We start from the raw sequence: 19141 nt of genomic DNA, 5'->3' as shown, positions 1-19141 counted from the left end.
GGTATACAATGCGCGCCATCGTGATTTAGCTCAAAAAAGGTGCGTCATGCAGCCCTTCGTCATTGCTCCATCGATTCTCTCCGCCGACTTCGCCCGCCTGGGCGAGGAAGTGGACAACGTGTTGGCCGCCGGTGCCGACTTCGTTCACTTCGATGTCATGGACAACCACTATGTGCCGAACCTGACCATTGGTCCGATGGTCTGCGCCGCCCTGCGTAAATACGGCGTGACTGCGCCTATCGACGCCCATTTGATGGTGAGCCCGGTGGACCGCATCGTCGGCGACTTCATCGAAGCCGGCGCGACCTACATCACCTTCCACCCGGAAGCCACGCTGCACGTGGACCGCACCCTGCAGTTGATCCGCGAGGGCGGTTGCAAGGCCGGCCTGGTGTTCAACCCGGCCACCCCGCTGAGCGTGCTTGAGTACGTGATGGACAAGGTCGACATGGTCCTGTTGATGAGCGTCAACCCGGGCTTTGGTGGGCAGAAGTTCATCCCCGGTACCCTCAACAAGCTGCGTGAAGCGCGGGCGCTGATCGATGCGTCGGGCCGGGATATCCGCCTGGAGATCGACGGGGGCGTCAACGTCAACAACATCCGCGAAATCGCTGCCGCTGGCGCCGACACCTTTGTGGCCGGCTCGGCGATCTTCAACGCGCCGGATTATCAGGAAGTGATCGCCAAGATGCGTGCAGAACTGGCGCTGGCGCGTCCATGAGCGGCTTTGAGCAGCTATTCCCCGGCAAACTGCCACGGCTGGTGATGTTCGATCTGGACGGTACGTTGATCGATTCCGTGCCGGATCTGGCGGCTGCGGTGGACGCCATGCTGCTCAAGCTCGGTCGCAAGCCGGCGGGTGTCGAGTCGGTGCGCGAGTGGGTTGGCAACGGCGTGCAGATGCTGGTACGCCGGGCCCTGGCCAACAACATCGACGCCGAGGGTGTCGATGAGGTGGAGGCCGAGCATGCCCTTGAGCTGTTCAACGTGGCGTATGAAAACGGCCACGAGCTGACCGTGGTCTATCCCGGTGTGCGCGACACCCTGAAGTGGCTGCACAAACAGGGTGTGGAAATGGCCCTGATCACCAACAAGCCGGAGCGTTTTGTCGCGCCGCTGCTGGACCAGATGAAGATCGGCCGGTATTTCCGCTGGATTATCGGTGGCGATACCTTGCCGCAGAAGAAGCCGGACCCGGCGGCGCTGTTCTTCGTGATGAAAATGGCCAATATCCCGGCCTCCCAATCGCTGTTTGTCGGCGATTCGCGCAGCGATGTGCTGGCGGCGAAGGCGGCGGGGGTCAAGTGCGTGGCCTTGAGTTATGGCTACAACCATGGCCGGCCGATCGCCGAAGAATCCCCGGCGCTGGTGATTGATGACCTGCGCCTGTTAATCCCCGGTTGCTTGGGAGCGGGCGCTGAGATAACGTTGCCCGACGCTGTTCCATCCCCTTCTGGAAATCCCATCGTGGTGGTCACTCGCAAACTCTGGATGAAAGTCATCAAGGCCCTGGCCCGCTGGCGTTGGCGCGCCTGACTGATCCTGGCCGCGCTGCGGCACGTTTGCACACCTGACCGTTAGACCCTCACGCCACGAGGCACCTCATGATCCGCGAAGAATTCCTGCGTTTGGCCGCTGCCGGCTACAACCGTATCCCCATGGCCTGCGAAACCCTGGCCGACTTCGACACCCCGCTGTCGATCTACCTGAAGCTGGCCGATGAGCCCAACTCCTATCTGCTGGAGTCGGTGCAGGGCGGCGAGAAATGGGGCCGTTATTCGATCATCGGCCTGCCGTGCCGCACGGTGCTGCGCGTACATGATCACCATGTGAGCATCACCCTGGATGGCGTCGAAATCGAAAGCCACGACGTGGAAGACCCGCTGGCCTTCGTCGAGGATTTCAAGGCGCGCTACAACGTACCGACCATCGCCGGCCTGCCGCGTTTCAACGGCGGCCTGGTGGGTTACTTCGGCTACGACTGTGTGCGCTACGTGGAGAAACGCCTGGGCAAGTGCCCGAACCCCGATCCGTTGGGCGTGCCGGACATTCTGTTGATGGTCTCCGACGCGGTGGTGGTGTTCGACAACCTTGCCGGCAAGATGCACGCGATTGTGTTGGCGGATCCGTCCCAGGCCGATGCCTTCGAGCAAGGCCAGGCCAGCCTCGAAGCGCTGCTGGAAAAACTGCGCCAGCCGATCACCCCGCGCCGTGGCCTGGACCTCAGCCGTCCGCCGGCGGCGGACCCGGTGTTCCGCTCCAGCTTTACCCAGGATGACTACGAGCGTGCGGTCGATACCATCAAGGAATACATCCTTGCCGGTGACTGCATGCAGGTGGTGCCGTCGCAACGGATGTCCATCGACTTCAAGGCCGCCCCGATTGATTTGTACCGGGCGCTGCGCTGCTTCAACCCGACGCCGTACATGTACTTCTTCAACTTTGGCGACTTCCACGTAGTGGGCAGTTCGCCGGAAGTGCTGGTGCGGGTCGAAGACAACCTGATCACCGTGCGCCCGATTGCCGGCACGCGTCCTCGCGGTGCGACCGAAGAGGCTGACCTGGCGCTGGAGCAGGACCTGTTGAGCGACGACAAGGAAATCGCCGAGCACTTGATGCTGATCGACCTGGGTCGCAACGACACCGGGCGTGTCTCGGAAATCGGTTCGGTGAAGCTCACCGAGAAGATGGTGATCGAGCGTTACTCCAACGTGATGCACATCGTGTCCAACGTCACCGGTGAGCTGAAGGCCGGGTTGACCGCGATGGATGCACTGCGGGCGATCCTGCCGGCGGGCACCTTGTCGGGCGCACCGAAGATTCGCGCGATGGAAATCATCGACGAACTGGAGCCGGTCAAGCGTGGCGTGTATGGCGGGGCGGTGGGGTATTTCGCCTGGAACGGCAATATGGACACCGCGATCGCGATCCGTACGGCGGTGATCAAGGACGGCGAGCTGCACGTGCAGGCGGGCGGCGGGATTGTGGCCGACTCGGTGCCGGCCCTGGAATGGGAAGAAACGCTGAACAAGCGCCGGGCGATGTTCCGGGCGGTGGCGTTGGCTGAGCAGACCCCGCAGGGCTAATTGCTGATCTCGATCCAAATGTGGGAGCCGGGCTTGCCCGCGATGGCGGTGTGACAGTCGACAGATTAGTTGACTGATCTACCGCTATCGCAGGCAAGCCAGCTCCCACAGTTGTTTTGTGAGGGATTTAAGATCGCCTCAGAAATCCAGGCTCACCCCGACACTCACCCCTTGCTGGGTAAAGTTGTCATCCTTTCTCACGTTATAGGCCGCATTCAACGCGAGGTCCTTGGTCAGCTTGTGGGTGATTCCCAGGTTCAAGCGATCCGAATTGCTGCGTGGCGTGTAGCCGTCCAGTTTGAAATCAATCCCCGGCACGCTGTTGAGTGACATGCCTACCCGCTGCGTATCGTTTTCAAACTCGTGCTCGTGGGCCACTTCGCCGAACACCAGGGTTTGCGGAGTGACGCGGTAGTTGGCTTGCAAGCCGATCCCCAGACGCTTGGAGTCACGCTGTTGGTCATCAAAGGTCAACGCCGTAGACCGCACGTCTTTCTCTGAATAACCCTTCACCTCGACCCGCGAATAGTCGGCGCTGATAAACGGCGAGAAGTGCCATTCGCTGTTCGGTTCGGCGATGTCGTAGCCAACGCGTGCGCTCAAGGCCCATAGCCAGCCGTCAGTGTCGCCTTTCTCGGTGCCTTCGCTGACGCCCAGGGCGAACTTGCGCTTGAGGTTGTCGAAGTCCAGCTTGCCGCCGGTCAACGCGGCGTCGGCCCACCAATGATCTTCCTGATACTGGGCGAACGCGGTGCCCATATAACTGTTGAGCTTGTAGTCCGAATCGCTGGCGCCGGCTTCAAGGCTCTGGCGATAGAGGCCTGCTGCCACACCCACGCGCCACTCGTCATTGAGCCGGTAGCTGCCGCCGATGTTCAGGTTGTAGCCGCTGCCGTCCCCGCTGGCCGAGCTGTTTTGATCATCGAAGTCCAGGTGCTGGCCGCCGGCGGCGACAATCGCGCGCCATTGGCCCACCGCCTGCCAGTTGCCGGAGTCGGCTTGCCATTGGTTGCGCAGTTCATCCTGATGGGCGCGCAAGGTGCCTTGGGCCATTTCCGGCAGCAGGGTGATTTCCCAGGGCGCGGCGAGCAACGAATAGGCGTAGTCGGCGATCAATACCTGGCCGGCTTCGGTGGGGTGGACGGTGTCGTTGTAAATCAGCTTGGTCGGGTCCGGGTTGGTGCCGCCCACGCCATACACCGGATTCCTGCAGGTGGTGCCGCTGAAGCAGGTCTGGTTGAGGTTCTGGTCGGTGGCAAAGCCAAAACGCCCGGGGTCGGCAAAGGTTTCCTTGAGCAGCAACGGAATGTTCAGCGGGATAATTTGCGCATCGATCTGCGACAGGCGCTGCACCAGGGTCTGGTTGAAGACGCCGGCCAAGGCGCTGACGGTGCCTTGAAGCGGCGTGCCATTGACCGCAGGTGTCAGGCCCAGGTCCGGCAGCATCCACACCATCACATAGCGGGCGCCTGCCTGTTGCAGGGCCTGGGCGCTGTTGGCCAGGCGCCCGGCTGCGGCCGAAGCCTGATCGGGGCTGAGGACCAGGCCGTCGAGGAAGTCATTACCGCCGCCGGAGAGAAAGTACAACGCGTTGGGGTCGGCTCGGCCACCCGTTGATGCCAGGTATCCGGGGCGTGTACGCAACACTTGCCCGGTGTCGCTATCGGTGACGGTGGAGTTACCGGTGATGGCATCGTAGATCTGCTGAGTGGTGTAGCCGCCGACCGCCCAGTTGTTGCCGTCTGCCTGGCCCTGCGCGGCCCGCTCCGGCGAGGTGGAGGCATTCAGGTCGCCCGGGGCAACCCCCAGCTTGCCGCCCAATAACGTCGAGGAAATCAGCGAGGTGCTTTCGCCGCTGCCGTCAAAGTATTGCGGGCCGGTGCGGTTGGTGAAGCGATAGGTTGAGCCGGGGGCGCCAGGGTCGGCGAATGTCCCGGCATCAGCCAGGCTGTCGCCGAACACGATCATGGTCGAGTAGGGCGACGGTGCGGCAAACGCCTGGGAGCAGGCCAGGGTTAACAGGCAGCCGACGAGTGGGGCGAAGTAGGGCTTTTTGGTCATGAGTCCGTCCATGCTTTTATTTTTTTGTCTGCACTATGACTGTAGCGACCTCCTAAGGGTTCTGAAAAATTGACGCCAATTATCGGTCGGGCAGTTTTCCCCGTATTTGCGGCTCCATATTGCACCGCTGGCGAGGCTACGTTACTGTGCTTGGACGTATGAATGAGACCCTCCCCGTGTTGATCATCAGCAAACTCTTGATGCGAGTAGTCAAGGCACACGCCCGTTGGCGTTGGCGCGCCTAACTTTTCTCTACCGGCCACGCCGGACCTGTACCGATTTGCCTTCTTCACCCTCTGTTTGACGCCCCTTGCCGGCCAACGCCGGCAACCGGAACGTGCGTCTGGCAGCGGGTCACTCCCTTGGAAGGCCGTCATTAGAAGTCAGTGAATTCAAGAGGTTTTAGCCCACATGTTGCTGATGATTGATAACTACGATTCCTTTACCTACAACGTTGTGCAGTACCTGGGCGAGCTCGGCGCCGAGGTCAAGGTGGTGCGCAATGACGAACTGACCGTGGCGCAAATCGCCGCGTTGAACCCGGAACGCATCGTCGTTTCCCCGGGGCCGTGCACGCCGACCGAAGCCGGCATCTCCCTCGAAGCCATCCAATATTTCGCCGGCAAGCTGCCGATCCTGGGCGTGTGCCTGGGTCACCAGTCCATCGGCCAGGCGTTCGGCGGCGACGTGGTTCGCGCCCGCCAGGTGATGCACGGCAAGACCAGCCCGGTGTTCCACAAGGACCAGGGCGTATTCCACGGCTTGAACCTGCCGGTGACGGTGACCCGTTACCACTCGTTGGTGGTCAAGCGTGAAACCCTGCCCGAGTGCCTTGAGCTGACGGCCTGGACCCAGTTGGAAGACGGCTCCGTCGACGAGATCATGGGCCTGCGTCACAAGACATTGAACGTTGAAGGGGTGCAATTTCACCCGGAATCGATTCTGACCGAGCAGGGCTTCGAGCTGTTCGCTAACTTTCTCAAGCAGAGCGGCGGCACGCGCTAAGGACTTTTTATGGATATCAAGACTGCCCTGAGCCGTATCGTCGGCCATCTGGACCTGAGCACCGCTGAAATGAGCGATGTGATGCGCGAGATCATGACCGGTCAATGCACCGACGCACAGATTGGCGCGTTCATGATGGCCATGCGCATGAAGAGCGAAAGCATCGACGAAATCGTCGGCGCCGTGTCGGTGATGCGTGAGTTGGCGGACAAGGTCGAACTCAAGACCCTCGACGGCGTGGTCGACGTGGTCGGCACCGGCGGCGACGGCGCAAATATCTTCAACGTGTCGACGGCTTCTTCCTTTGTGGTGGCGGCCGCCGGCTGCACCGTGGCCAAACACGGTAACCGTGCGGTTTCGGGCAAAAGCGGCAGTGCGGACTTGCTGGAAGCGGCAGGTATCTACCTGAACCTGACCCCCGTACAAGTGGCGCGCTGCATTGATAACGTCGGCATCGGCTTCATGTTTGCCCAGTCCCATCATGGCGCGATGAAACACGCCGCCGGCCCGCGCAAAGAGTTGGGCTTGCGCACCCTGTTCAACATGCTTGGCCCGCTTACGAATCCGGCCGGCGTGAAACATCAGGTAGTGGGCGTGTTCAGCCAGGCGTTGTGCCGGCCATTGGCCGAAGTGTTGCAACGCCTGGGCAGCAAGCATGTGCTGGTGGTGCATTCCAAAGACGGCCTGGACGAGTTCAGCCTGGCAGCACCGACCTTCGTGGCGGAGCTGAAGAACGATGAAGTCACCGAGTATTGGGTCGAACCCGAAGACCTCGGCATGAAAAGCCAGAGCCTGCACGGCCTGGCAGTGGAAAGCCCGGCAGCCTCCCTTGAATTGATTCGCGATGCCCTGGGGCGTCGCAAGACCGAAAACGGCCAGAAAGCCGCAGAAATGATCGTGCTCAATGCCGGTGCGGCACTGTATGCCGCGGATCACGCCTACAGTCTCAAAGAGGGTGTTGCCCTCGCTCATGATGCATTGCACACCGGGCTGGCGCGCGAAAAGCTCGAAGAACTGGGTGCGTTTACTGCGGTGTTCAAAGTGGAGAATGAAGGATGAGTGTTCCGACCGTTCTGGAAAAAATCCTGGCCCGCAAGGCAGAAGAAGTCGCCGAGCGCCGTGCCCGGGTCAGCCTGGCCGAGCTGGAAGGCCTGGCTAAAAGCGCCGATGCACCGCGCGGGTTTGCCAATGCGCTGATCAAGCAGGCCAAGGACAAGCAGCCGGCCGTCATCGCTGAAATCAAAAAGGCTTCGCCGAGCAAGGGCGTGATTCGCGAGATCTTCGTCCCTGAAGACATTGCCAAGAGCTATGAGAAGGGCGGCGCGACATGCCTCTCGGTGTTGACCGATATCGACTACTTCCAGGGTTCCGACCTGTACCTGCAGCAAGCGCGTGCCGCCTGCTCGCTGCCGGTGATCCGCAAGGACTTCATGGTCGACCCGTACCAGATCGTCGAAGCCCGCGCGCTGGGCGCCGATTGCGTGCTGCTGATCGTCTCCGCACTGGACGATGTGAAGATGGCCGAACTGGCTGCCGTGGCCAAAAGCGTCGGCCTCGATGTACTGGTGGAAGTGCACGACGGTGATGAGCTGGAGCGCGCACTGAAAACCCTCGACACACCGTTGGTGGGCGTCAACAACCGCAACCTGCACACCTTTGAAGTCAGCCTGGAAAACACCCTCGACCTGTTGCCGCGTATTCCGCGTGACCGGTTGGTGATTACCGAAAGTGGCATCGTCAATCGCGCCGATGTTGAACTGATGGAGATCAGCGGCGTGTACTCGTTCCTGGTGGGCGAAACCTTCATGCGTGCCGAGAACCCGGGGGCCGAGTTGCAGCGCCTGTTCTTCCCGGAGCGTGGCGTTGCCGTCAGTGGCTCGACCCTGGATTGATGATGACCCAGCCGGTGGCGATGACGGTGGAGGCAGGCCTTAAGGCCGAGCAGGATTTGCTCGCCGCCGTCTGCGCGGGTGAGCAACCCTTCGGCCTGTTGTTCTGGCAGCCGAGTGACCAAGCGCTGGTGATGCCTCGTCGTCTGAGCCGGCTTCCGGCATTCGAAACCGCCAGTCAGGTCTCGGCTGACGCCGGTTGGCCAGTGCTGTTGCGGGAAACGGGCGGTGAGCCCGTCCCGCAATCGGCCGCCACGGTCAATATCGCGCTGGTCTACGCGCCGCCGCGCAGTGAAGGTGACCAAGGCCGCATCGAAACCGGCTACCAGCGTTTGTGCCAGCCGATTTGCGACCTGCTTATCGAACTGGGCGGCAATGCGTCGGTGGGTGAGATCGACGGTGCGTTTTGCGACGGTCGCTACAACGTCAACCTCGATGGCCGCAAAATGGTCGGTACCGCCCAGCGCTGGCGCCAGAGTGGCGGGCGTCCGGTGGGCTTGGTGCATGGTGCATTGCTGCTGGATGACGATCGCGTCGAGTTGATCGCGGCGGTCAATCGCTTCAATCGAGCCTGCGGCCTGGAACAACGGGTGCGTGCCGAAAGCCACATCGCCCTGCACGAGGCCTTTGCTGCGCCAGACGCGATCGCCCGGCTCGACACGTTATACCGCCAGATGCTCGCGAGTTTCCTGCCGGATTAACGGGTGCCGTATACCACCATGGTCTTGCCTTTGACATGGACCAGGTTGCGTTCCTCCAGGTCCTTGAGCACCCGGCCTACCATTTCCCTTGAGCAACCCACGATCCGGCCAATCTCCTGGCGGGTGATCTTGATCTGCATGCCGTCGGGATGGGTCATGGCGTCTGGTTGCTTGCACAGTTCCAACAGGCAGCGGGCAACCCGGCCGGTGACGTCGAAGAACGCCAGGTCGCCGACTTTACGCGTGGTGTCTCGCAGGCGCTGGGCGATCTGGCCGCTCAGGGCGTACAGAATGTCGGGATCCTGCTGGGCCAGTTCGCGAAATTTCGCATAGCTGATCTCCGCCACTTCGCATTCAACCTTGGCCCGCACCCATGCGCTGCGCTGCTGTTCCTTGCCGGCTTGTTCGAATAGCCCGAGTTCACCGAAGAAATCACCGGTATTGAGGTAGGCGATGATCATTTCGCGACCATCGTCATCCTCGATCAGGATGGTGACCGAGCCTTTGATAATGAAGAACAGGGATTCCGAGCGCTCGCCCGCGCAGATGATGTTGTGCTTGGCCGGATGACGCCGGCGCTGACAATGCATCAGCAGTTTGTCGAGGTTCTTGATTTTGGGTGTGGGAGTAATAGCAACCATGGTTGTATCCCGAAAAGACTGCACGGTGTTGTTGAGCTTGTTTTTTTGTCCAGCGCGATCAACGGTTAAGCTACATCATCCGGTGGATGGCAATGCGCCATTGATTTGGCGCCAGCTTAACAGACACATTCTGACTCCATTAGGGAATTTACCCAGCAAACGCTGCTGTTGATCGCTTTCATGGGAAACGCTGCCGGCCCAAAGCCCTGTGCTAAGCTGGCGACCCTTTTTTAGCAGTGGAGTCTGGGCGATGAAGGCACGCATCCAATGGGCGGGCGAAGCCATGTTCCTCGGTGAGTCGGGCAGTGGCCACGTGGTGGTCATGGATGGCCCGCCGGAGGCCGGTGGCCGCAACCTGGGCGTACGCCCGATGGAAATGCTCCTGCTCGGTGTAGGCGGTTGCAGCAATTTCGACGTGGTCAGCATCCTGAAGAAGTCCCGCCAGGCGGTGGAAAGCTGCGAAGCGTTCCTGGAAGCCGAGCGTGCGACCGAAGACCCGAAGGTGTTTACCAAGATCCACATGCACTTCGTGGTCAAGGGCCGGGCGTTGAAAGAAGCCCAGGTCAAGCGCGCCATTGAGCTGTCGGCAGAGAAGTACTGCTCGGCCTCGATCATGCTGGGCGCTGCCGGCGTTGCCATCACTCATGACTACGAGATCATTGAGTTGGGCTGATTCTTCAATCGGCAGGCAAAAAGAAAGGGCGCTAAAAAGCGCCCTTTTTGTTTTCTGCTGGAACTAGATGCGGTAAGTGCTCTTGGTCATGACCTTGGCCAGCAGGCTCATGCCAAATTTCACCGGTGCCGGGAAGCGGAAACCGCCCGCGTCCAGCGCGCTTTCGGCGTGATGTTCTTCATCAATGCGCATCTGCTCAAGAATCGCCCGGGATTTTTCGTCCTCGGCCGGCAGTTGCTCAAGGTGCTCATTGAGGTGTTTGCACACCTGATGCTCGGTGGCGGCCACAAAACCCAGGCTGACTTTGTCGCTGATCAGCCCGGCCACTGCGCCAATGCCAAACGATAAACCGTAAAACAGCGGGTTCAGCACGCTCGGGTGGCTGTTCAGCTGGCGAATACGTTGTTCGCACCAGGCCAGGTGATCGATTTCTTCTTCAGCAGCATGCTCCATCGCGGCGCGCACTTGCGGCAGCTTGGCGGTCAGGGCCTGGCCTTGATACAGCGCCTGGGCACAGACTTCGCCGGTATGGTTGATGCGCATCAGGCCGGCGACGTGGCGGGTCTCGGTCTCGCTCATCTGCGCTTCTGGCTGCACGATGGCGGGCGACGGGCGGTGCGGCTGGCCGCTGAAGGGCAGCAGCGTGCGCATGGCCGTATCGGCTTGCAGCAACAGGCGATCAATCGGCGAGTAGTGACGTTGGGTAGTCATGCTGACCTCCGGGAAGAATCTCGGCGGCCAGTTTACCGCAAGAGAGAGGGAAGCGTTTGCGCTGGGTCAAATTGCTTGTGTGGCGAGGGAGCTTGCTCCCGCTGGAGTGCGCAGCGCTCCCGGTTTTATGCGGCCGCTATGCGGCCCAGCGGGAGCAACCTCCCTCGCCACAGGTAGTGCTCAGCCCGGCGGCCAGTTCATCTGGCGCTGACCCAGTACATGCATATGGATGTGATAAACGGTCTGCCCGCCGTCTTCGTTGCAGTTCATCACCACGCGGAAGCCCTTTTCGCAGCCTTGTTCAACGGCCAGGCGTTGGGCGGTGAACAGGATATGCCCGGCCAGAGCCTTGTCTTCCTCGGTGAGGTCGTTAAGGGTGCGGATCGGCTTTTTCGGGATCACCAGGAAATGCACGGGTGCCATTGGTGCGATGTCGTGGAAGGCCAGGACCTGGTCATCTTCGTAGATGATCCGCGCGGGTATTTCTCTGTTGATGATCTTGGTGAACAGAGTATCCACAGCTGTTTCTCCATTGTGAAAGTGCAGGGTGAGTGTACGCAGGCGATCAGCGCGGGCAATAGGCCTTGTTGATAGCGCCGGCGATCTTGCGCGTCAGCCAGCGCGGGCTCAGCCGCGGGCTGAACGCCAGCCAGCGATTACGCCGGCCAGGGATGATGATGGCTTTGTTCTTGGCCAGGGCGCGCACGGTGTAGAGCGCGACTTCCTCGGGACTCATCAGCTGTTGGCTGCGGTCCAGCTTGGCGGTGTCCATTTGTGCTGTGCCGAAGAACGCCGTGCGGGTCGGGCCGGGGCAGAGTACCGAGACCTTGATCCCGCAGGTCTTCAGTTCCTCGCGCAAGCCTTCGGAGAAGTGCAGCACGTAGGCCTTGCTGGCGTAGTAGGTACTCATCCACGGCCCCGGCTGGAAAGCGGCAACCGACGCGACGTTGAGAATCTGCCCGCCGCCGTGCAGGGCCATGGCATTGCCAAGGGCGTGGCACATGCGGGTCAGGGCCAGGATGTTGACTTCCATCAGGTCCTGCTCGGTCATCCAGTCCTGCGCCAGGAACGGGCCGCTGGTACCGATGCCGGCGCAGTTGACCAGCAGGTCGATCTGCCGTTCGCCTTCCTCAAGCTCCAGCAGGAACCCGGACAGCCGCAAGGGCTCGCCCAGGTCGCAGGCGCGGAACAGCACCTCGACGCCAAAGCGCTGAGTCAATTCGATTGCAATGCTTTCCAACTGATCACGCTGGCGGGCCACCAGAATCAAGCTGCGGCCGCGACGGGCCAGTGCTTCGGCCAAGGCCAGGCCGATACCGCTGGAGGCACCGGTGATCAGAGCGTAACGGGTCATGCGTTTCTCCATCGCAACGCTACCGGGCCTGTGACAGAGGCGTCACAGGCGTCGGGCGTTTTTCACTGTTGCGTAGAGTCTACAGGTTCGGCTGTGTCGTCAGCACTTTGCACGTCGACTTCATCGACCGTGGTGGCCTGGTCGCTGTCGTCATCGGAATTGATGGAGCTGCTTTCGTAGCTGCCGCCTACGTCGCTTTCCAGTTGATCCAGGTAGCCGCTCATGCCCACTAACACTGCGCCGGCAAACACCAGCGGAATGAATGCCAGCCACAGGGCGGACAGGATTTTTACCGCGGTAGAGTTGCGCGGCGGTGGTGCGCCGTACTGGTTGGCGCCTGTATTGCCCGGGAGAACCATCAGCAGAATCGGGAAGATGCTGCCTACGAAGGGCACCAGGTGCAGGAACCACAGCCAGCCAGACCAACCCAGGTCATGCAGGCGCTGCACCGTGATCTGCACGCTCACCCACACCGCGGCCACGAGGAGGGCGATCCCGACCAAGAAGCCAATGACCATGGCAATCGTCGGGGACACCGCCGCGATCCCCAGCCCGACAGTAAAGAACGCGCCCGAGACGAGCAGCATCACCACGCTTAACACCAGCGTCCATGCCAGGAAGCGCAGGCGCCCGATACGTCCGTTGACGGTGAATACTTTAAGGGTGGAAAACTCCGGCAGGTTCTCCCCGACGGCGGCCCGGGGCGGGGCGTAAGGCGAAGCGGCCGGGCGGGTGTAATCAGCGGCGCTGGCGGAGTCCGTTTCGTGGGTTTCGGCAAGGCTGAAGGCGACGGGTTGCTCTTCTTCAATGCGCGCATCGACCCCGGCGTTTTTCAGCGCTTGCAGGTAGGTCTCGGCATCGGCGCGGGAAAGGTCGCGTTTCAGGGCGACCGGGCGGCCGGTGAAGAGCTTTTCGATGGCTTCCACTTCGCTTTTGAACAGCTCGGCGAGGTTCAGCTTGGCGGTGGTGCTTTCGACACCCGGGAGCAATGCGCCATCAAACACAATCTTGAAACGGTTGTCGCTCATGCGGGCATCCTTGTCACTTGAAGGGGGGAGGCCTGCTTCGATCAGCAGGCTTTACATCGCGGATCAGCGTGGCCAGCGTTTAGGCAATTGCGCCGCGTGCTCGAGCGCCTTGCGGTATTCGGCATCCAGGCGGGCCACGAGTTCATCGACGCTGGGCAAATCATCAATTTCACCGACGCCCTGGCCGGCAGACCACACGGTCTTCCAGGCTTTGGCTTCGTCGTTGAGTGGCTTGAGCTTGGAGCCGAAATTGACTTCGCCTTTGCCTTGCAGCGCAGCGAGGTCGAAACCGGCGTTTTCCAGGCTCTGGCGCATGAAACTTGCGGGAACGCCGGAGACGGCTGGAGTGTGCACGATGTCGGCGGCGCGCGATGTGAGCAGCATCTCTTTATAGGCATCCGGGGCATGGCTTTCGGTGGTGCCGATAAAACGGGTACCGAAATAGGCCAGGTCGGCGCCGAGCAGTTGCGCGGCCAGGATCTCGTGGCCGTGGTTGAGGCAGCCCGCGAGCAGCAGGGTCTTGTCGAAGAACTGACGGATTTCTGCAATCAGCGAGAACGGGCTCCAGGTGCCGGCATGGCCACCGGCGCCCGCTGCCACGGCGATCAAGCCATCCACGCCGGCTTCAGCGGCTTTCTCGGCATGACGCCGGGTGGTGACGTCGTGGAAGACCAGGCCGCCGTAGCTGTGTACGGCGTCCACCAATTCTTTCACCGCGCCCAGGCTGGTGATGACGATCGGCACTTTGTGCTCGACGCAGATCGCCAGGTCAGCTTCAACACGCGGGTTGCTGTTGTGCACGATCAGGTTGACCGCATAGGGCGCCGGTTTGTCCAGCAGCGCCAGGCCCGCTTCGATCTCTTCCAGCCACGCCTTGAAGCCGCTGCTTTCCCGCTGGTTGAGCGCCGGGAAGCTGCCGACGATCCCGTTACGGCAGCAAGCCAGGACCAGTTGCGGGTTGGAAATCAGAAACATCGGCGCAGCCACCACGGGCAGGCGCAGGTTTTGTTCGAGCGAAGCGGGCAGCGACATTGGAAGTACCCCGAGTAATAGGAATTAGAACGGTTTGACCACGACCAAAATTACGATAGCCAGCAATATCAGAACCGGCACTTCATTGAACCAGCGATAAAAGACATGGCTGCGGGTGTTTTCGCCACGGGCAAAACGTTTTACCTGCGCGCCGCACATGTGGTGGTAGCCGATGAGCAACACCACCAGGGTCAACTTGGCGTGGATCCATGTGCCGGATTGAAAGATGGCGGGGTTGAGGTAGATCAGCCAGCCACCGAATATCAGGGTGGCAATCATCGCCGGGCCCATGATGCCGCGGTACAGCTTGCGCTCCATGATGCTGAAGCGTTCCTTGCTGACGGTGTCCTCGCTTTGGGCGTGATAGACGAACAGGCGCGGAAGGTAGAACAGCCCGGCAAACCAGCAGACGATGCTGACGATATGAAAGGCTTTGACCCATAGATAAAGCATTTTTAGTTATTCCCAGGTTCACGGTAGCTGAAGATAGTAGTGGCTCAAGCGTCTACACGTCACGTTGACGGTTGTCGCAGGACGATACGGACCCTATTATCGACGGCTTTCCAGTGGGTTTGTTGAGGGCAGGTTTATGGTCAAGGTCGGTATCGTCGGCGGCACGGGTTACACCGGTGTCGAATTGCTGCGTCTGTTGGCTCAGCATCCGCAAGCTGAGGTGGTGGTGATCACTTCCCGATCCGAGGCCGGCCTGGCGGTGGCCGACATGTATCCGAACCTGCGAGGCCATTACGACGGCCTGGCGTTCAGCGTTCCGGACATCGCGACGCTGGGTGCGTGTGATGTGGTGTTCTTTGCCACCCCCCACGGTGTTGCCCATGCCCTGGCGGGCGAGTTGCTGGCCGCTGGCACCAAGGTGATCGACTTGTCGGCAGACTTCCGCCTGCAGGACGCCGATGAGTGGGCCAAGTGGTACGGCCAGCCACACGGCGCGCCGGAGCTGCTGGAAGAGGCGGTGTATGGCCTGCCGGAAGTCAATCGCGAGCAGATCAGGCAAGCGCGACTGATCGCCGTACCAGGTTGCTATCCGACCGCCACGCAGTTGGGATTCCTGCCCTTGCTGGAGGCCGGGTTGGCGGATGCATCGCGGCTGATTGCTGACTGCAAGTCGGGCGTCAGCGGCGCTGGTCGTGGCGCTGCAGTCGGTTCGCTTTACTCCGAGACGTCGGAAAGCATGAAAGCCTATGCGGTCAAAGGCCACCGTCACTTGCCGGAAATTCGCCAAGGGTTGCGTCGCGCAGCCGGCAAAGAGGTTGGCCTGACGTTTGTGCCGCACCTGACGCCGATGATCCGCGGGATCCACTCCACCCTGTATGCAACCGTCGTCGATCGTTCGGTGGATCTGCAGGCGCTGTTTGAAAAACGGTATGCCAATGAACCGTTCGTCGATGTGATGCCGGCGGGCAGCCACCCGGAAACCCGCAGCGTGCGCGGTGCCAACGTGTGCCGTATCGCGGTGCATCGTCCGCAGGATGGTGATCTGGTGGTGGTGTTGTCGGTGATCGATAACCTCGTCAAGGGCGCGTCTGGCCAGGCCGTGCAGAACATGAACATCCTGTTTGGCCTGGATGAGAAGCTGGGCCTGTCCCACGCGGGCATGCTGCCGTAAGTTTTCTGCTGTTGCGCAAAGGCCCGTTGATCGGGCCTTTCGTGTTTTTAATGGCCGCTGCGCAGATTGATATACCGTAACAATAGTTGACCGCTTTTCTAGGAGAAGCGGATAATGCCCGCCATCACGCATATGGCGGCGCTACGCCGGGAGATTATCAGCATGAGCGTTGAATCCTTCACCCCCACGGCTTTGCAATTCACCCACGGTGCTGCGCACAAGGTGAAGAGCCTGGTCGATGAAGAGGGTAATGATCGCTTGAAGCTGCGCGTATTTGTTACGGGCGGCGGTTGTTCAGGGTTTCAGTACGGTTTCACCTTCGATGAAGACGTGGCCGATGACGACACCATCGTTGAGCGCGAGGGCGTAAGCCTGGTCGTCGATCCGATGAGCTTCCAGTACCTGGCAGGAGCCGAGGTGGACTATCAGGAAGGTCTGGAAGGTTCGCGCTTCGTGATCAAGAACCCGAATGCCACCACCACTTGTGGTTGCGGGTCTTCGTTCTCGATCTGATCGACAGCGGAAGTAAAAACGCCGCTTGGCCTGGATAGGGTCAAGCGGCGTTTTGCTGTGTGGAGTTCAGGCGGGGTAGATGGCGCCGAGTACGCGAAGGCCACGGGCGCCTGTGACGCTGGGGCGGTTGGCGGCGATGCCTTCCAGGCAGCAATGGGCCAGCCAGGCGAAGGCCATGGCTTCGACCCAGTCGGGGTCTACGCCGTAGGTGGCGGTGCTGCTCACTTGAGTGGCGGGCAGTAAGGCGCTCAGGCGGTTCATCAAGGTCGTGTTGTGGGCGCCGCCGCCGCAAACCAGCAGGGTCTCGGTTTGAGGTTGTGCGGTTTGCAGGGACTCGACGATCGTCTGGGCGGTCAGCTCAAGCAATGTGGCTTGCACGTCCTGAGGTGCGAATGACGGTAACCGGCCCAAGTGATGTTCCAGCCATCCCAGGTTGAAGACTTCGCGCCCAGTGCTTTTTGGCCCTTTGGTCACGAAGAATGGGTCGCTGAGCAACGCCTTGAGTAGCTGCGGTTCAACCTTTCCTGTGGCCGCCCACTGGCCGTCGCGGTCAAAGTTCTCGCCGCGTTGCTGGTGAACCCAGGCATCGAGCAGGACATTGCCCGGGCCGCAGTCGAAGCCTGCGACCGGTTTACCGGTCTCGATCAGGCTGAGGTTGCTGAAGCCGCCGACATTCAACACGGCGCGGTTGCCGGTACGCTCACCAAACAATGCCTCATGAAAGGCGGGCACCAGCGGCGCGCCTTGGCCACCGGCGGCGACATCGCGGCTGCGGAAGTCACTGACGACGGTGATTCCGGTCAGTTCGGTGAGCAGCGCCGGGTTGCCTATCTGTACGGTAAAACCCCGTGCAGGTTCGTGGCGAATGGTCTGCCCGTGGCTGCCAATCGCGCGAATGTCCTGGGGCTTGAGCTTCTGCTGGTCCAGCAGGGCATGAATGCCTTGGGCGGCGAGTGTCACCCAGTGGTGCTGGGCGATCGCCGAGCGGGCAATCTCATCCGGGCCGCTGGCACAAAGGCCGAGCAGCTCGGAACGCAGGGGCTCAGGCATGGGGATGTAGTGGGTGGCGATCAGCTTGATCGCCGGGGCCTGCTCGATCAGCGCAACGTCCAGGCCATCAAGGCTGGTCCCGGACATCACACCTATATAGAGCGACATGGCTTAGCGTTTCGCCGAGGCCAGGAGGGTAGAGCGCTCCTGATCCATGCGGGCCATCAGTGGCTGGCTCTGCTGCAGGAAGCGAGCGCGCTCGGCCTTGGCGATGGGATCAGCCATCGGCAGCTTCTGACCCAGCGGGTCGACGTGCACGCCGTTGACCTGGAACTCATAGTGCAAGTGCGGGCCGGTGGACAGGCCGGTGGTGCCGATGTAGCCGATCACCTGGCCTTGCTTGACGTTGCTGCCCGTCTGAACGCCTTTGGCGAAGCCTTGCATGTGGCCATACAGCGTACGGTAGGTGTTGCCGTGCTGGATGATCACCGTGTTGCCATAGCCGCCACGGCGACCCGCCAGCAATACTTTGCCGTCACCGGCGGCCTTGATCGGCGTGCCACGCGGGGCGGCGTAGTCGACGCCTTTGTGAGCGCGAATTTTGTTCAGAATTGGATGCTTGCGACCCATCGAGAAACGCGAGCTAATACGGGCGAAGTCAACCGGAGTACGGATGAAAGCCTTGCGCATGCTGTTGCCGTCGGCGGTGTAGTAGCTGCTGTTGCCTTGTTTGTTGGTGTAGCGCACGGCGGTGTAGGTCTTGCCGCGGTTGGTGAACCGCGCAGAAAGGATGTTGCCGGTGCCGACGACCTTGCCGTTGGCGACCTTCTGTTCGTAGATCACGTCGAATTCGTCACCCTGGCGAATGTCCTGGGCGAAGTCGATGTCGTAGCCAAACACGCTGGCCATGTCCATGGTCATGCTGTGGGACAGGCCGGCGCGGGCGGCGGATTGCGACAGCGAACTGTTGATCACGCCGTGTACATAGGCAGAGCGCATGACTGGCTTGGTGGTGATGCGATTGAACGCAAAGCCCTTGGCGCCTTTGGTCAGCGTGATGCTTTCCAGGTCACTGACGTTGCTGTGCAGGTTGTTCAACTGGCCGTCGGGGGTGAATTCGAATTCAAGCTTCTGGCCGTGCTTGAGCTGGGTGAACTGCCTGGCCTGCTTGTCGCTGGCCAGCACATCGTTAACTGTCGCGGCAGGAAGGCCGACCTTTTCGAACAGGGTCGAAAGGGTGTCGCCTTTGGCAACAATCACTTCACGGTGTAGCGGGTTCTTGGGTGCTTCTACTGCAGGCTCGGCCTGTGCAGTCTCTTTAGTGTCTTCGGCGCTGTTTTCGATCTGGGCAAACGGCGATTCTGCGGCGCCATTTGTGGCTTGTAGTGCGTCGGAAGCGTCTTGATCTTGTGTCAGTTGCTCAACCGGACTTTCAAGGTCAAGGCTCAGTGTCGTTCGTTTGGCTTCTACATCGCTGGAAGGGAATACCAGGAGTGCCAGGCTCAGAAGGGCGGCGATCCCACTTGCGGCGAGCAGGTGGGTCTTCGGGTAAAGCGGCGGCGCTTTAGACGGTTCTGTGGTCATAAGTAATTTTGACTTTGAAAAGATGAATTGGAAAAGATGAATGACATGATGAAGATGAAATAACTGTATAAAATATAACCAAATCATCTGTGGTGCAAGCTTGCGAACGCTAGGCTTGCTGAACGGTGTCCGTGCGCAGGGCAAAACTTGTAATTAGTCCCTGATCTTGTATGGTTGGTTCCCTTTTGAATCTGAGCCTTGCGGGTCTGTTATGAAGTCGGTTGAAGAGCAGCTAGCGCTGATCAAACG

The 19141-nt window shown here is 60.7% G+C and carries 21 protein-coding genes (1 of these 21 running past the window's edge); 11 read left to right on the top strand and 10 right to left on the bottom strand.

The features are described 5' to 3' along the window. Positions 1-46: 46 nt before the first annotated feature. The 3 genes from rpe to trpE all read left to right on the top strand — a co-directional run bounded on the left by rpe (position 47) and on the right by trpE (position 3086). Positions 47-721 carry a ribulose-phosphate 3-epimerase gene (rpe, locus tag MUM_RS0104070; RefSeq protein ID WP_008434441.1) on the top strand — a complete coding sequence of 225 codons (675 nt, stop codon included), beginning with the start codon at positions 47-49 and terminating at the stop codon, positions 719-721. Further along, entirely contained in the window at positions 718-1536 is an 819-nt protein-coding gene (locus MUM_RS0104065) for a phosphoglycolate phosphatase (protein ID WP_010167246.1), read from the top strand. The genes rpe and MUM_RS0104065 overlap by 4 nt, the downstream gene beginning before the upstream one ends. 68 nt (positions 1537-1604) lie before the next feature. Then, entirely contained in the window at positions 1605-3086 is a 1482-nt protein-coding gene (gene trpE / locus MUM_RS0104060; RefSeq protein ID WP_010167244.1) for an anthranilate synthase component I, read from the top strand. A gap of 138 nt (positions 3087-3224) precedes the next feature. Here the strand turns inward: trpE and estP are convergent, their stop codons facing one another. Further along, positions 3225-5147 (bottom strand): esterase EstP, encoded by a 1923-nt coding sequence (estP, locus tag MUM_RS0104055; protein ID WP_010167241.1) that lies wholly within the window; start codon positions 5145-5147, stop codon positions 3225-3227. A 411-nt stretch (positions 5148-5558) separates the two neighbouring features. Between estP and MUM_RS0104050 the strand changes: the two genes are divergently transcribed. Genes MUM_RS0104050 through MUM_RS0104035 form a run of 4 tightly spaced genes read left to right on the top strand, consistent with a single transcriptional unit; the run spans position 5559 to position 8742 of the window. Beyond that, positions 5559-6152, top strand: a complete 594-nt coding sequence (locus MUM_RS0104050) for an aminodeoxychorismate/anthranilate synthase component II (protein ID WP_010167237.1) — start codon at positions 5559-5561, stop codon at positions 6150-6152. Positions 6153-6161: 9 nt separating this feature from the next. Beyond that, positions 6162-7211: an anthranilate phosphoribosyltransferase gene (trpD, locus tag MUM_RS0104045; protein ID WP_010167236.1), complete on the top strand. Its 1050-nt coding sequence runs from the start codon at positions 6162-6164 to the stop codon at positions 7209-7211. Then, positions 7208-8044: an indole-3-glycerol phosphate synthase TrpC gene (gene trpC / locus MUM_RS0104040; protein ID WP_010167234.1), complete on the top strand. Its 837-nt coding sequence runs from the start codon at positions 7208-7210 to the stop codon at positions 8042-8044. Before trpD ends, trpC begins: the two co-directional genes overlap by 4 nt. Before the next feature lie 2 nt (positions 8045-8046). Next, complete coding sequence (locus MUM_RS0104035) at positions 8047-8742, top strand: lipoate--protein ligase family protein (RefSeq protein ID WP_029615773.1); 696 nt, start codon at positions 8047-8049, stop codon at positions 8740-8742. Here MUM_RS0104035 and crp read toward each other — a convergent pair. After that, on the bottom strand, positions 8739-9383 hold the full coding sequence (gene crp, locus MUM_RS0104030; protein ID WP_010167230.1) for a cAMP-activated global transcriptional regulator CRP: 645 nt from the start codon (positions 9381-9383) through the stop codon (positions 8739-8741). The genes MUM_RS0104035 and crp overlap by 4 nt on opposite strands. A 250-nt stretch (positions 9384-9633) precedes the next feature. On the opposite strand from crp, the gene MUM_RS0104025 reads away from it, so the two are divergent. After that, positions 9634-10056: an OsmC family protein gene (locus MUM_RS0104025; RefSeq protein WP_005792019.1), complete on the top strand. Its 423-nt coding sequence runs from the start codon at positions 9634-9636 to the stop codon at positions 10054-10056. A gap of 63 nt (positions 10057-10119) precedes the next feature. Here the strand turns inward: MUM_RS0104025 and coq7 are convergent, their stop codons facing one another. From coq7 to hemJ, 6 genes are all read right to left on the bottom strand, one after another. After that, positions 10120-10767: a 2-polyprenyl-3-methyl-6-methoxy-1,4-benzoquinone monooxygenase gene (gene coq7 / locus MUM_RS0104020; protein ID WP_010167223.1), complete on the bottom strand. Its 648-nt coding sequence runs from the start codon at positions 10765-10767 to the stop codon at positions 10120-10122. Positions 10768-10947: 180 nt separating this feature from the next. Then, positions 10948-11286, bottom strand: a complete 339-nt coding sequence (locus tag MUM_RS0104015) for a histidine triad nucleotide-binding protein (RefSeq protein WP_010167221.1) — start codon at positions 11284-11286, stop codon at positions 10948-10950. A gap of 46 nt (positions 11287-11332) precedes the next feature. Continuing rightward, positions 11333-12121: an SDR family NAD(P)-dependent oxidoreductase gene (locus tag MUM_RS0104010; protein ID WP_010167219.1), complete on the bottom strand. Its 789-nt coding sequence runs from the start codon at positions 12119-12121 to the stop codon at positions 11333-11335. 62 nt (positions 12122-12183) lie between these two features. Continuing rightward, positions 12184-13149 carry a DUF805 domain-containing protein gene (locus MUM_RS0104005; protein WP_010167217.1) on the bottom strand — a complete coding sequence of 322 codons (966 nt, stop codon included), beginning with the start codon at positions 13147-13149 and terminating at the stop codon, positions 12184-12186. 63 nt (positions 13150-13212) lie between these two features. Beyond that, entirely contained in the window at positions 13213-14181 is a 969-nt protein-coding gene (locus MUM_RS0104000) for an NAD(P)H-dependent flavin oxidoreductase (protein ID WP_010167215.1), read from the bottom strand. A 24-nt stretch (positions 14182-14205) separates the two neighbouring features. Continuing rightward, positions 14206-14634 carry a protoporphyrinogen oxidase HemJ gene (gene hemJ / locus MUM_RS0103995; RefSeq protein WP_010167213.1) on the bottom strand — a complete coding sequence of 143 codons (429 nt, stop codon included), beginning with the start codon at positions 14632-14634 and terminating at the stop codon, positions 14206-14208. Between the two features lie 136 nt (positions 14635-14770). On the opposite strand from hemJ, the gene argC reads away from it, so the two are divergent. Both argC and erpA read left to right on the top strand, forming a co-directional pair. Continuing rightward, positions 14771-15805, top strand: coding sequence for an N-acetyl-gamma-glutamyl-phosphate reductase (argC, locus tag MUM_RS0103990; RefSeq protein WP_010167211.1), 1035 nt, complete (start codon positions 14771-14773; stop codon positions 15803-15805). A 162-nt stretch (positions 15806-15967) separates the two neighbouring features. After that, complete coding sequence (gene erpA / locus MUM_RS0103985; protein ID WP_003176443.1) at positions 15968-16318, top strand: iron-sulfur cluster insertion protein ErpA; 351 nt, start codon at positions 15968-15970, stop codon at positions 16316-16318. A gap of 66 nt (positions 16319-16384) precedes the next feature. Here erpA and MUM_RS0103980 read toward each other — a convergent pair whose 3' ends face one another. Then, on the bottom strand, positions 16385-17476 hold the full coding sequence (locus MUM_RS0103980) for an anhydro-N-acetylmuramic acid kinase (RefSeq protein ID WP_010167203.1): 1092 nt from the start codon (positions 17474-17476) through the stop codon (positions 16385-16387). 3 nt (positions 17477-17479) lie between these two features. After that, entirely contained in the window at positions 17480-18892 is a 1413-nt protein-coding gene (locus tag MUM_RS0103975) for a peptidoglycan DD-metalloendopeptidase family protein (protein WP_010167202.1), read from the bottom strand. A gap of 211 nt (positions 18893-19103) precedes the next feature. On the opposite strand from MUM_RS0103975, the gene tyrS reads away from it, so the two are divergent. Then, on the top strand, positions 19104-19141 hold the 5' portion of the coding sequence (tyrS, locus tag MUM_RS0103970; RefSeq protein ID WP_010167201.1) for a tyrosine--tRNA ligase. 1162 nt of this gene lie beyond the right edge of the window; 38 of the gene's 1200 nt are visible here — the first part of the coding sequence; it begins with the start codon at positions 19104-19106; its stop codon lies off the right edge, out of view.

Source organism: Pseudomonas sp. PAMC 25886, from assembly GCF_000242655.1.
Lineage (GTDB): Bacteria > Pseudomonadota > Gammaproteobacteria > Pseudomonadales > Pseudomonadaceae > Aquipseudomonas.
The sequence above is the reverse complement of the archived record's forward strand: the minus strand, read 5'-3'. Positions and strand labels throughout refer to the sequence as shown.